Genomic DNA, 13,111 nt, shown 5'->3' with positions numbered 1-13,111 from the left:
ATGGGTCGCAAATTTCAGACGAATTCGACACCGCATCAAAGCCATGCTATGACCAGCAAGCGGTCATGCGACGCTATGATGTTATTGCTGAAATTTGTGATTATATGCTTGAGCTTGGCTGGGGACCGTATCAAAATGACCATGAAGACGCCAATGGTCAATTTGAGATGAATTGGGAATTTGATGACGCTCTAAACACCGCCGACAAACATAGCTTTTTCAAATTCATGACCAAATCAGTTGCCGAGAAACACGGCTATCGCGCGACATTCATGCCAAAACCTGTCGAAGGACTCACCGGTAATGGCTGTCATGCGCATATTTCGGTATGGGACAAGACAGGCAAGACCAATGTGTTCGCCGACGATAGTAAAGAGCTTGGTTTGTCTGACAAAGGACGTAATTTCCTTGGCGGAATTATGAAACATGCCAGCGCCCTTGCTGCCATTACCAACCCTACCGTCAATAGCTATAAACGTATCAATGCCCCCCGCACGGTGTCAGGTGCCACTTGGGCGCCCAATACGGTCACATGGACGGGCAATAACCGAACACATATGGTGCGGGTGCCAGGGCCAGGGCGATTTGAACTTCGGCTACCCGATGGTGCCGCCAATCCATATCTTTTACAGGCAGTCATTATTGCAGCGGGTCTAGATGGCGTGCGCACTTCCGCAGATCCTGGCAAACGCTGGGATATTGATATGTATGCTGAAGGACATAAAGTTACAGGCGCGCCAAAACTGCCCCTTAATCTGCTTGATGCCATACGTGCCTATGATAAAGATAAAGGCCTCAAAACAGCCATGGGAGATGAATTTTCATCTGCCTATATCAAAATGAAAATGCAGGAATGGAACGCCTATGTTTCGCATTTTTCAAGCTGGGAAAAAGAAAACACCTTAGATATTTGAGACTAATTGCTATGCTCTCAATTCTGAATGACAAAAAGTGAACTCATCGTGTCAGCCAATTTTAATCAAGATCCACATCGTCTTAAGGATGAACGCGAAAAAATTCTCGAAATAGCGATTGGGCGCGAGATACGCGCGCATCGGCGGCAAAAGAAAATGACGGTTGCCGAGCTCGCGCAGCTGACAGACATTTCGATCGGCATGATATCAAAGATCGAAAATGGCAACACCTCGCCATCTTTATCAACGTTACAAACCTTGTCGAATGCACTTGGCGTCACCTTGACATCATTTTTCCGGCGTTTTGAAGAAAGCCGCACAGCGGTTCATACCAAGGCAGGTGAAGGCGTCGAAATGGAGCGTGCTGGTACGCGGGCTGGCCACCAATATAACCTACTTGGTCACATAGGCTCTAATGCCAGCGGTGTTATGGTCGAACCCTATCTGATCACTTTGAATGAGGAATCAGACATATTTCCAACTTTTCAGCATGACGGCATTGAAATGCTATATATGCTTGAAGGTGAGGTGAGCTACCGGCATGGTGACCATCTTTATGTTCTGAAACCCGGAGATACGCTGTTTTTTGACGCTGATGCCCCGCATGGCCCCGAAATCCTGCATATTTTGCCAGCGCGCTATCTGTCGGTCATTTCCTATCCTCAGGCGACCTGACATCAAAGCATTTGTTAAAATGCTAGTTCCGCTTGAATCAATCCGCGCAACGAATTGCCGACAAACACTTTGTCTGCACCACGCACATCGTCCAGTGTGAGCACCGCCTCAACCGCTTTGTCATTTTGCACCATTGTCTCACGCAGGATGCCGGGCAAAAGTCCGCATTCAAGTGAAGGCGTTTTCAACATACCACTGCCATCGTCAATAAATAGCGACGTGATCGTCCCTTCGCATATTTCATTGTTTTGATTAAGATAAAGCAATTCGTCAAATTGAGCCGACGCGCCACTGCAGAATGCCGCCCTATCCTCTTCATAAAGCTGTCGGTTGCTGGTTTTATGCCGTAGCCACATATCATCAGCGTCCAGCTGTGTTGCGGCCAGCCCAATTCGCCATTTCGACGCAATCTCAGGCGGCGCATCTGCAACATCTACGACCAGCTCACCATCTTCATATAAGGCGACGCGCACCCGCTTATCAGCACGCATACCATTCAGTTCATTATCAAGCGTGGCGTGAATAGCATGCGGATCAAACGGCATGCCAAAACGCCGCGCAGACGATGCCATCCGGCGTAAATGCGCATTCCCACGGTCAAATCCTCCTGGGTCAAACTCGCCAGATGGACGCCAGCGCATGGTTTCGAAAATATGAAAATTCACCATATCCTGACCGCCTAACTGAGCTTGGCGTTTCGACATATATGGACAAAATTCTGGACCATCGTCATACCATCCTCGGTCATGATTGATTCAGGATGAAATTGCACCCCGTAAATATGCGCTGACAAATCTTCTACAGCCATTATTTCCGCTATGTCATCTGCTGTTTCAGCGACAATAGAAAGAGACTTACTGATTGTGCTTTTATTAATAGAAAGAGAGTGATAACGTCCAACTTTTGTATTTTGCTTTATGCTTTTAAATAGCCCTTTGCCATGATGTGTAATCGCACTTGCTTTACCATGTGAAATCCGCGCTGCGGCATTGACTTCAACACCCATTGAACGGGCTATGATCTGATGCCCCAGACAAATACCAAGCACCGGCACCCGACCACGGATTGCCGCCAGAATATCAAAACTATTGCCCGAATCCTCCGGTCGGCCTGGCCCAGGCGATAGCACCACCCCTATCGGCGCACTATCGATAACTGTTTGGACTGTGGCCACATCATTCTTATGCACGTCAACGGCAATACCTGTCGCAGCAAAATATTGGGCGATGATATAGGTAAATGAGTCGTAATTATCGATAATGGTGATCATCAACCGGCCTGTAGCTTGGCCAAAGGTGAGCGATGCATTTCTGGCGTGCTAGCGGCCATCACCCTTTCAAGAAAGGCCATTTTAGCCGCACATTCGGCAAATTCGGTGTCCCCATCGGATTCATGCACAATACCGCCACCAACACCAATTTCTGCATGGCCATCAGCACTGACTGATAAGGTCCGGATGGCAACATTGAAACACATATCACGATTTGGCAGAATATAACCGATCGATCCTGTATAGATGCCGCGCTTATCCTTTTCTAAATCACTGATGATTTGCATAGTACGCACTTTTGGTGCACCGGTGACAGAACCACAGGGAAAGACACCTGCAAAAAGATCGCTGATCGATAAATCAGCCGGCACCTCACAGCTAATTGTCGAGGTAAGTTGATGTACAGATTTATAGCGCTCAGTTGAGAGATACGCGTCAACAGATACGCTATTGGTGACCGCCACACGGCCAAAATCATTCCGAAGCAAATCAACAATAATCGTATTTTCCGATTGGGTTTTACCATCTTGCAACATTGCATGCACAATATCACGATCTTCAGCATCATTGGCCCCGCGAGGGGCTGTACCTTTCATCGGACGTGTGACAAGCCGGGTACCATTTTTACGGAAAAATAACTCTGGCGAGCGCGATAAATACACAGGTACATCAGGCAATTGAACAAAAGCTCCGAAGGATACAGGTTGTTGGTGGCGCATTTCTTCATAAAGTGCTAGCCGGTCACCCTGCATATCTCCCAACATGCGGTAGGTATAATTTGTCTGATAAGTATCACCTGCGGTTATATGCGTCTGCAATACCGCTATATCATCCAGATAGCTTTCCATATCGCGGCTACTATGTGGTAGCGATAGATGAAACTCACCGCCTTTGGCCGCTGCTGCCATCAAACTGTCAGCCTCAGTTCGGGTTAATTCTATATGCTCTCGAAACAGGCCAAAGCAGATTGTCACCTCCTCCGCATCACCAGCACCTGTGGTAATTAACGCTGGATCAAATTGATTTGCAGCTTCATAGGAAACAAAACCTGCGGCAAACAATCCATTATCAAGCCCAAGTTCGAGGCGTGCCATTGCTGCGGAAATGTCGCAATCACCGGTGACTGAAATAACCTCGACCGGATCCCGAAACAGATGGGAAATGTCATCATCGTGATAATTGGCATCAAGAAGGACAAAGGGAAGCGGTGCGCGCAATGTATTTAAATATGAAGACATCATCAAAATCTCAAACTGGCAGTAAATTCATAAAATGGCACATCAAATTCGCCTAGCATCTATTTAGATGCCCTGTTATGGAAAATCTACACCTTGTTCACCCTCGTGCCATGGAGAATATTTTTGCATCACCCTTTCAAAGCGCGACGAGCTTAAAAAGCCTTGCAGCCATTTATGTAAAGCTGGCCAGCTCTGTTCATCAAACCACATACTATCGGCAATACGAAACTGCCGAATGAATGGCAAACATGCAAAATCAAGCACACCAAGCCTGTCTCCCGACAATGCGGGTTTCTGCGCCAGAATACTATCAAGCTCAGAAATAAACACAACGCCTGCATCACGATGTTTCAGGGCTGCATCAGCATCATAACGGCTTGCATATTTATAACGGTCAAGATTAGTCTTAAAGGCGCCATCTAGACGATCTAGTAACATAGTGACATCAGCCGGACTCTGCCGCCAGATATCCAGCCACCCCTCAGGATCATTTCGTTCCAACGCCCAGAACATGATATCACGGCTTTCTTCAATAACCTTGCCATCATCACATTGCAAAACAGGCACAGTCGCTTTTGGCGATATCGCAATAAAACTATCAGGCTTATCACGCAACAGAATTTCACGGAGCTTTACATGTTGCTGACTGGCTTCAATAGCAAGGCGCGCCCGCATCGCATAGGGGCATCGTCTGAAACTCCAAAGAATAGGCATTCTCATATCCTTTGCTCTATTCCGGTTATGCACTTCTTAAATGTGATACAATTTCAAAATTGGGTCCTTTTACCTCAAAGGCTTTGGCAAAACCAAGCACCAGAACGCCTGAAACCGGTTTAAGTCTTAGCATATGAAAATCGGCAAAGTCACGGATCAAGCCCATCGTTGAGCCAAATGCACTTTCAAACTTATCACATAACAAGGAAAAATCAGCATCATCACGGGCAATTTCACATATATCCGCAGTAAATTTCAGCCGGTGCCGTGCCCAGATATTCTGCGCATCACATTCGTCTTGGCAAAGCATAAAATGCGCTTTTTTTGTTTCAAGCAAAACACGAGTATGTTTTGATAAATGACTAGGATATATATATAAATAATCATCATGACTTATAAAAGGTGCTGTGCCTATTTCAGGAATCTCATTTGCTAAAGCCGTTGTAACAATCAGGCTTTTGCACGCTAGAAGACGATCCATATCACGTGCAATACTGACGTGATCAATGTCTTTGGTGTCATTTTTATCCATTATCGCCTCATTCGCGTTACGAATTTTAACTTGCCGTGAAAGACCTAGGCATTTTACCATCTTGGATATTTGATTTCCATGTATCCTTGAATTTTCAAAGACAAAAATAGGCCGTTATCAATGACTGAAATGACCAATATGACCACTATGTACGATAAGAACATACAGGTCGATGTTGAAATATATGCCGACATTGTGTGCCCGTGGTGCTTTATAGGCAAACGTCGTCTTGACGCTGCCTTTGCCAGGCGACCACATATTATCCCGCGATATATCTGGAGATGCTTTCTGCTTAATCCCAATATGCCTGCCGATGGCATGAACCGTCAGGCCTATCTTCGTGCAAAGTTTGGTGATTCAGCTCATGCAGTCTATGGCCGCATTGCCGAAGCCGGTCTTGATACGGGTATCAACTTCAATTTCGATGCTATCGACAAAACACCCAATAGTCGGAATGCCCATAAACTACTTCTAGCGGCAGGAACAGACAGCCAGATCCTCAGCGAGCGCCTATATTCTGCCTATTTTATTGAGGGGCTGGATATCGGTGATAACGATGTTCTTGATAGGCTGGCAGCCGAAGCAGGATATGCTGAACTTATCGCAACACGGCACGATATAAGCTTTGATCGCCAACAAGAACATGATCTGGCTATGGCACGAAGATTGAATATGGATGGTGTGCCTTACTTTATTTTTGGCGGTTCATATGCCGTTGCCGGTGCCCATGAAGCTGATCATCTGCTACCGGCGATTGATGCCGCTGCTAGCTAGCCGAATATGTCATGGCTTATATGAGCGCAACCAGCTCTTGGACAATCCCTTTACATACTGGCGCACGACCCGACGCTTGCGGTAACGTCTGCTTGATAATTAATTTATGATCGCCACGTAACTGTACTCGACCCTGCTGGGCTGCGATCCAGCCAACAAGCTGTTCGGGATTGGCAAATTGATTGTCTCGAAAACCGATTGAAAGACCTTTTGGCCCTGCATCAATTTTTTCAACATTCGACAATTTGCATAATTGCTTGATTTCGATCACCGCAAATAGATTACGTACTGAGTCCGGCATCGTCCCAAATCGATCGACAAGCTCCGCCAAAATGGCATCGATTTCAGACATATCACTCAACCCAGCAATACGACGATAAAGCGATAGACGCACAGTCAGGTCAGGGACATAGGCTTCGGGAATGCGCACTTCCAGCCCGAGATTTATCTGCGGCGTCCATTCGACCACCGTATCTTCGCCGTCTTGTATATCACCTGCTTTTGCGGCATCGACCGCTTGGCGTAGCATTTCCTGATATAGCTCCACACCAACTTCACGCACATGACCTGACTGCTCGTCACCAAGCAGATTGCCAGCACCACGGATATCCATATCATAAGATGCTAGAGTAAATCCGGCACCCAATGTATCGAGTGTTTGCATCACCTCTAGCCGCCGCCGCGCTTGTGGCGTCAAAATACGGTTTGGATCCGAAGTCAGGTAAGCATAAGCACGCTGTCGTCCACGTCCAACACGTCCTCGTAGCTGGTACAATTGCGAAAGCCCAAACATATCAGCCCGATGGATAATCATCGTATTTGCCGATGGAATATCGATACCAGACTCAACGATATTGGTTGAAAGCAGGATATCAGCCTCACCATCGGCGAATTTTGTCATCACATCATCTAGCTCAGCGGCAGGCATCCGACCATGCGCCGACAATATGCGGGCATCTGGCACAAGATTACGCACGCGGTCATAGACCCGCTGTAAATCATCAATCCTCGGACATACAACAAATATCTGACCACCACGGAACATCTCACGCAGAATGGCTTCCCGCAACACGACGCCATCCCATGGCCCAACAAAGGTCCGTACCGCCAACCTGTCAACTGGAGGTGTCGCGATTAATGACATTTCACGGACACCAGATAACGCCATTTGCAAGGTACGCGGGATAGGCGTTGCAGACAAAGTCAGCACATGTATATCACCGCGCATTTCTTTGAGACGTTCTTTCTGACCAACGCCAAAATGCTGCTCCTCGTCAACAATCAGCAAACCAAGATTGTTGAATGATAGTGATTTGGCCAGCAAAGCATGCGTCCCGATAACGACCTGCACATCACCCGATGCAAGATCCTCTTTGATCTGCTTGGCATCGCTCGTAGATGTCATGCGCGACAGAACCCCGAGTTTAAGCGGGAAGCCGGCAAAGCGTTCGGCAAATTGTTTGCCATGCTGGCGCGCTAATAGCGTTGTGGGGGCTACCAACGCAACCTGATACCCTGCCATCGCCACAATAAACGCCGCGCGCAAAGCGACTTCAGTCTTACCAAAACCAACGTCACCGCAGATCAGACGGTCACTTGCCTTACCTGAAGCCAGATCATCAATAACATCTTGAATGGCATTCAACTGATCATCTGTTTCGACAAAGCTGAAACGGTCACAAAATTCTGCAAACAGCCCATCAGTGGCCAGCAAAGGCTCGGCTTTGGCCGTATGCCGTTGGGCAGCGATCTTGATTAGCTGTTCGGCCATAATCCTGACCCGGCCTTTGATACGTGCAACGCGCGCTTGCCATGCGGCGCCACCAAGCTTATCAAGCTGTGCGTCACTAGCGCTACCGCCACTGCCATAACGTGACAGTAATTCAATATTCTCAACTGGAAGATAAAGCTTATCGCCACCATGATAGACAAGATGCAAACAGTCGTGATCACCGCCTGCGCTATTGATAGTAACCAGACCATCATAGCGGCCAATCCCATGTTCGGCATGCACCACCAAATCGCCTGTTTCAAGTGCGCTGACCTCGCGAAGAAAGTCATCACCTTTACCACGCTTGGATTGCGGCCTTGATAATCGCTGGCCGAATATATCCGCCTCGGCAATAACCAGTAGCTGATTACTTTGAAAACCTGCATCAAGTGACCAGATGACGATATGAATACTACCTGGCTTTGCTGCATTTAGGCTGTCGATGCGCGTAACATGCCCTGGACCCATATGTTCGCCAATCAACTCGTCCAGGCGGACAGCCGCGCCTTCACTTGCCGCCGCAATAACAATCGGGCGACGCTGACCGTTCATTTCGGCCTGCATGGCTTCGACAGCTTCGACCACCGCGCTCTGCCCACGCGCCAGAGCTGTGGTAAATGTCAGTCCGGGGCGACCACCGGCATCCTGATGCTGTCCGTTGCCATCTGGCGCGGCAAAGCGCTGCAGACTGCAGACATGCTGTTTTGCCGAAAGTTCTTCCAGCTCATCTGGACCCAGATAAAGTGCCTGACTAGCAAGCGGGCGATAAGGGCTACTGCCATCATCTCCACTATCAGCGCGCGCCTCATAAAAATCGGCGATCTGCTCAAAACGCGCAACACAGGCGGCTTGAGCCTCATGATCCAGAATGATTGGCCAGTCCGGGCAATAATCAGTCAACCGCACCATCTCACTATGGAAAAGCGGCAACCAATGTTCGATTCCAGGATGCATTCGTTCTGCCGATACTGACTCATAAAGCGCATCACGACTGGCAGTCGCGCCAAATGTCGCCAGATAGCTGGTACGAAACCGTTCCACAGTCTGACTATTCAAGCGGAATTCAGCGACCGGATGTAACGTCAAACGATCCGCCTTACCAATGCTGCGCTGGTTCGATGGGTCAAAACTGCGCATTGTCTCGATGTCATCACCAAAGAAATCAAGCCGCACTGGATTGGCATGACCAGGGGGAAACACATCGACAATGCCCCCACGCACGGCAAATTCACCTGTTTCGCGCACCGTATCAGTCCGCAGATACGCATTATTGACCAGAAACGCCGCCAAGGTTGATGGCTCAATCGTCTGCCCGACAGTGATATGAAGCGAGCTTTCTTCAAAATAACTTTGTGGGGGGACACGTTGCAGAAAGGCATTTACCGTGGTCAGCACGATTGTATTTGCCGTTAATGCTAGTTGCTCTGACGCCAGTCTTGCCAAGGTTTCAATTCGTTGCCCAACTAGCGCGCCCTGGGGTGATAACCGGTCATAGGGAAGACAGTCCCACGCCGGAAAGACCAGAATATCTAATGACGGCGCCAGCTGCGCCAACGCATCCCGCATCATAGCCAGTCTGGCATCGTCACGTGCCACATAAAGAATCTGTCCCTCGGCTTTGGCAAGCGCAGCGACCGCCAGCATATGCGCACCATCAGGACAGCCCCACAACGAGTCATCTAATTTAATTTTATTTATGAAATTCATATAATTGCTATATTTTTTTAAACTTTTTAATGAGCTGAAAAACGCGTGTATTATACTGCATGGGAACAGGTTCTTTTTCCATCACCCAAGCGTAAATGATGGGATCCCCAACCTTGAGCAAGGCTTCAAAATCATCCAGTTCATCTTCACTTAAATCTGGTAGATGCATCTTGGCAAAATGCCCCAGCAGCAGATCAGTCTCCTTCATACCGGTATAGCTGGCCTGATAAATCAAACGGCGGGCACGATTGGAAAGCTTTATTGATGTCATTATAAACTCACTTAACTTAGGTTCGGACGGTTTCATTCATCACCGCAACTGCCATAGCATGAAACGCGCTTGCACTGCAAAGCCTGCATGGTTTTTTGAGGTGGCAATGCGCAGTTTATTAATGCCTATATACGGATGGCATATCTTTTGAAACAAGGCGGGTAATGCGTTAGACTGACATAACGGATAGAAAGAAAGCGCCGGATAAGCCCAGATAAGCCCAGATAATCAAGGAACCTCATGGTGCATCCAAAGCGACCACAAGAACTGTTTCAGCTCTTCGCGGCAACTACGTCTTTGCCAGGTGTCGGGGCTAAGCTTGCCTCCATTCTGGAAAAGCGTATTGGTAGCTATGTGATTGATGTCTTGCGGCATCTGCCTATTGCTATTGTTGATCGTAGGCAGAAACCACCGCTGGATGCTGTTATTGACGGCGCTATTGCGACATTTGACATTATTGTCGTCAAGCATGACAAACCGCCCCGAGGTGTTCGTCGGCCATGGCGAGTGTTTTGCCAGAATAATACAGGTTCATTAGAGCTGGTTTTCTTTCACGCGCGTGATGATTATATCCAGCGGCTTTTACCTGTTGGCGAGCGCCGCATTATCAGTGGCCGCACCGAAATTTTTAATAACCGTGTACAGATGGCGCATCCCGACTATGTAATCAAACCAGATGAAAAGGCTAGCATGCCGGAAATTGAACCGGTTTACCCGCTCACCGCTGGTTTGACACCAAAGGTTCTGCGTCGCGCTATCACCGCGGCATTAGCAAATATACCCACTTTACCCGAATGGATCCCGCCTTCAATCATGGCCACGAATAATTGGCCAGATTTTGCCACCGCCATGCGCACTGTTCATGCACCGCAAAATGAAGCCGATTTACTACCAAACAGTCCCGCCCGCGCGCGGCTGGCATTTGACGAGTTGCTAGCTAATCAAATCGCACTCAACATGGTGCGCCAAAAAGCTGCCGATACGGTGCCAGGCCGTATCTTTGCTGGCACAGGCAGCTTGACTACGGCTCTTATAGATAGTCTGCCTTTTGCCTTAACCAACGCCCAGACAAACGCGATTGCAGAAATTAAATCCGATCAGGAATCGCATAAACGCATGTTACGCATGCTGCAAGGCGATGTTGGCTCAGGTAAAACACTCGTTGCGCTGGCAGCAATGCTGCATGCCGTTGAAAGCGGTTCACAAGCAGCCTTGCTGGTACCGACCGAAGTGCTAGCACGCCAGCATCATAAAAGTCTGAATAAGATGCTTGCGCCCATTGGCAAAAGCGCCAGCCTGCTTCTTGGCCAGGGACGCACTGGATCAGGCCGCAAAGACACACTATCTGGCCTTGCTGACGGCACTATCGATATTGTTGTTGGCACACATGCGCTTTTATCCGAGAATGTTACTTTTGCCGATCTTGGGCTGGCCGTGGTTGATGAACAGCATCGCTTTGGCGTTCGCCAGCGCCTTATTCTTGGGCAAAAGGGAAATGGTGTCGATGTCGTTGTCATGACAGCCACGCCGATCCCGCGTAGCCTAGCCATGACAGCCTATGGCGACCTTGAGCAATCGAGGCTTGATGAGAAACCAGCTGGTCGCCTAGCTATTGATACACGGGTAATACCTAATGACCGGCTTGATCAGGTGATAGACGGAATCAGACGCGCCCTTGATGCTGGTAAACGCGCCTACTGGATTTGCCCACTTGTCGAAGAATCCGACAAACTCGATATCGCCGCCGCCGAAGACCGCTTTGCCAGTCTTGTTCGTGCTTTACCTGCGCATAAGATTGCCCTTGCGCACGGTAAAATGAAAGCCGCTGAGCGCGACGAGGCCATGCAGGCATTTCGTGATGGAAGCGCGCAACTTCTAGTGGCTACAACCGTTGTCGAAGTTGGCGTTGATGTGCCCGAAGCCAGTATCATGATCATTGAACATGCCGAACGATTTGGCCTTGCCCAACTCCATCAGCTTCGTGGCCGGGTTGGACGGGGTGCCGATAAATCAAGCTGTATTCTGGTTTATGCGCCTCCTATCAGCGAAACATCCAAGACACGATTAACCGTCATGCGCGATACCGAAGATGGCTTTGTTATCGCTGAAGAAGATTTGAAATTACGTGGGCCTGGTGAATTTCTGGGGCAACGACAATCTGGTGTGCCAGAATTCATTCTTGCCGATCTGGGCGCACATGCTGAATTGCTATCGCTTGCACGAACCGAAGCGCGCCGCATGGCAACTGACGGCAGCGCTTTGACCTACAGTGATATGTTACTTAGCCTGTTTGAACGCGATAGCGCGGTTCGCTATCTAGCCGCAGGCTAGTGAAGGCACCATAATCAGCCACCCAATGAAATGCCACAATCAAACGTAAGCCATCATCAAGCTATAATGTCGCGTTTTAACGTTTCTTAGCTGTAGCTTTTTTGGGCGCGGCTTTCTTGGGTGCCGCTTTCTTGGTCACGGCTTTTGCTGTCGTTTTTTTCACCGCCACTTGCGCAGAGCTAGACTTTTTGCTGCTCGCTTTTTTTGGCGTAGCTGTTTTGGGTGCGGCTTTCTTAGGCGCAGCTGTTTTGGCTATTGTCTTGCCACCACTGCGATCAGGCGGTGTCACAATGCCACCAGACACCACCATCTTGACCGCTTCTTCAACTTCCATCTCCAGAAATATGACTTCCTTTTTGGGACAGAACAGCAAAAACCCTGATGTTGGGTTAGGTGTTGTCGGGATAAAGACATTGACCATATCATGATCGATCAACGTATCGACCTCACCTTTGGTATTGCCCGTGACGAAGCCAATAACCCATAACCCCTTACGTGGATATTCAACCAAAACAACTTCACGAAACGCGTCTGATTGGGCTGAAACAACGGTTTCCAGTATCTGTTTTGTCGCTCCGTAAATTGACCTTACAACCGGCATACGGTTCAAGAGTGATTCGCCAAAACTAATCAGCCAACGCCCCATGAAGCCGGCAGCAAGCGCACCGATAACTGTGATCAGCGCAACCCCGATCAGCAATCCTGTGCCCGGAATATCGCTATAGGCAGTCTCGGCAAAATGCGGCAGTAAATTAGCCACTTGACTATCAATGATCTCAATCGCTGACCAGGTAATGTAAATTGTCAGCAAAACTGGTGCTGTAACAACGAGCCCAGTGAAAAACCATGATCTAATGCGCCCCATCTTTATCCCCTATTTGATCTATATAAACAGCTACAGACGGTTCACACAG

The 13,111-nt window shown here is 48.5% G+C and carries 12 protein-coding genes; 4 read left to right on the top strand and 8 right to left on the bottom strand.

All coding sequences use genetic code 11. The features are described 5' to 3' along the window. Together glnT and ACTF7Q_RS08740 are read left to right on the top strand one after the other, a co-directional pair. Positions 1-914 (top strand): type III glutamate--ammonia ligase (gene glnT / locus ACTF7Q_RS08745; protein ID WP_438997459.1); only part of this gene is annotated, 914 nt, incomplete at its 5' end. A 27-nt stretch (positions 915-941) separates the two neighbouring features. Further along, on the top strand, positions 942-1,589 hold the full coding sequence (locus ACTF7Q_RS08740) for a helix-turn-helix domain-containing protein (protein ID WP_438997458.1): 648 nt from the start codon (positions 942-944) through the stop codon (positions 1,587-1,589). 14 nt (positions 1,590-1,603) lie between these two features. On the opposite strand, the gene ACTF7Q_RS08735 is transcribed toward ACTF7Q_RS08740, so the two are convergent. The 5 genes from ACTF7Q_RS08735 to ACTF7Q_RS08715 form a co-directional block, all read right to left on the bottom strand. Further along, the gene (locus tag ACTF7Q_RS08735) at positions 1,604-2,257 is read right to left on the bottom strand and encodes an aminotransferase class IV family protein (RefSeq protein ID WP_438997457.1); all 654 of its coding nucleotides are present in this window, start codon (positions 2,255-2,257) and stop codon (positions 1,604-1,606) included. Between the two features lie 11 nt (positions 2,258-2,268). Continuing rightward, positions 2,269-2,859, bottom strand: coding sequence for an anthranilate synthase component II (locus ACTF7Q_RS08730; RefSeq protein WP_438997456.1), 591 nt, complete (start codon positions 2,857-2,859; stop codon positions 2,269-2,271). Further along, the gene (gene pabB, locus ACTF7Q_RS08725; protein WP_438997455.1) at positions 2,859-4,100 is read right to left on the bottom strand and encodes an aminodeoxychorismate synthase component I; all 1,242 of its coding nucleotides are present in this window, start codon (positions 4,098-4,100) and stop codon (positions 2,859-2,861) included. The genes ACTF7Q_RS08730 and pabB overlap by 1 nt, the downstream gene beginning before the upstream one ends. 72 nt (positions 4,101-4,172) lie before the next feature. Then, on the bottom strand, positions 4,173-4,811 hold the full coding sequence (locus tag ACTF7Q_RS08720; protein WP_438997454.1) for a glutathione S-transferase: 639 nt from the start codon (positions 4,809-4,811) through the stop codon (positions 4,173-4,175). A 25-nt stretch (positions 4,812-4,836) separates the two neighbouring features. Beyond that, positions 4,837-5,343, bottom strand: coding sequence for a hypothetical protein (locus ACTF7Q_RS08715; protein ID WP_438997453.1), 507 nt, complete (start codon positions 5,341-5,343; stop codon positions 4,837-4,839). Between the two features lie 120 nt (positions 5,344-5,463). Between ACTF7Q_RS08715 and ACTF7Q_RS08710 the strand changes: the two genes are divergently transcribed. Then, positions 5,464-6,117, top strand: a complete 654-nt coding sequence (locus tag ACTF7Q_RS08710; RefSeq protein ID WP_438997452.1) for a DsbA family oxidoreductase — start codon at positions 5,464-5,466, stop codon at positions 6,115-6,117. Positions 6,118-6,133: 16 nt separating this feature from the next. Here ACTF7Q_RS08710 and mfd read toward each other — a convergent pair whose 3' ends face one another. Both mfd and ACTF7Q_RS08700 read right to left on the bottom strand, forming a co-directional pair. After that, positions 6,134-9,595, bottom strand: coding sequence for a transcription-repair coupling factor (mfd, locus tag ACTF7Q_RS08705; RefSeq protein WP_438997451.1), 3,462 nt, complete (start codon positions 9,593-9,595; stop codon positions 6,134-6,136). Between the two features lie 7 nt (positions 9,596-9,602). Further along, on the bottom strand, positions 9,603-9,866 hold the full coding sequence (locus ACTF7Q_RS08700) for a succinate dehydrogenase assembly factor 2 (protein ID WP_438997450.1): 264 nt from the start codon (positions 9,864-9,866) through the stop codon (positions 9,603-9,605). A gap of 240 nt (positions 9,867-10,106) precedes the next feature. On the opposite strand from ACTF7Q_RS08700, the gene recG reads away from it, so the two are divergent. Next, entirely contained in the window at positions 10,107-12,197 is a 2,091-nt protein-coding gene (recG, locus tag ACTF7Q_RS08695; RefSeq protein ID WP_438997449.1) for an ATP-dependent DNA helicase RecG, read from the top strand. Between the two features lie 76 nt (positions 12,198-12,273). Here recG and ACTF7Q_RS08690 read toward each other — a convergent pair whose 3' ends face one another. After that, positions 12,274-13,062 carry a DUF502 domain-containing protein gene (locus ACTF7Q_RS08690; protein WP_438997448.1) on the bottom strand — a complete coding sequence of 263 codons (789 nt, stop codon included), beginning with the start codon at positions 13,060-13,062 and terminating at the stop codon, positions 12,274-12,276. Positions 13,063-13,111: the final 49 nt, after the last annotated feature.

The sequence above is a fragment of the Puniceispirillum sp. (SeqCode) genome (genome assembly GCF_965657105.1).
Lineage (GTDB): Bacteria > Pseudomonadota > Alphaproteobacteria > Puniceispirillales > Puniceispirillaceae > Puniceispirillum.
This window is presented reverse-complemented; position numbering and strand designations above follow the sequence as displayed.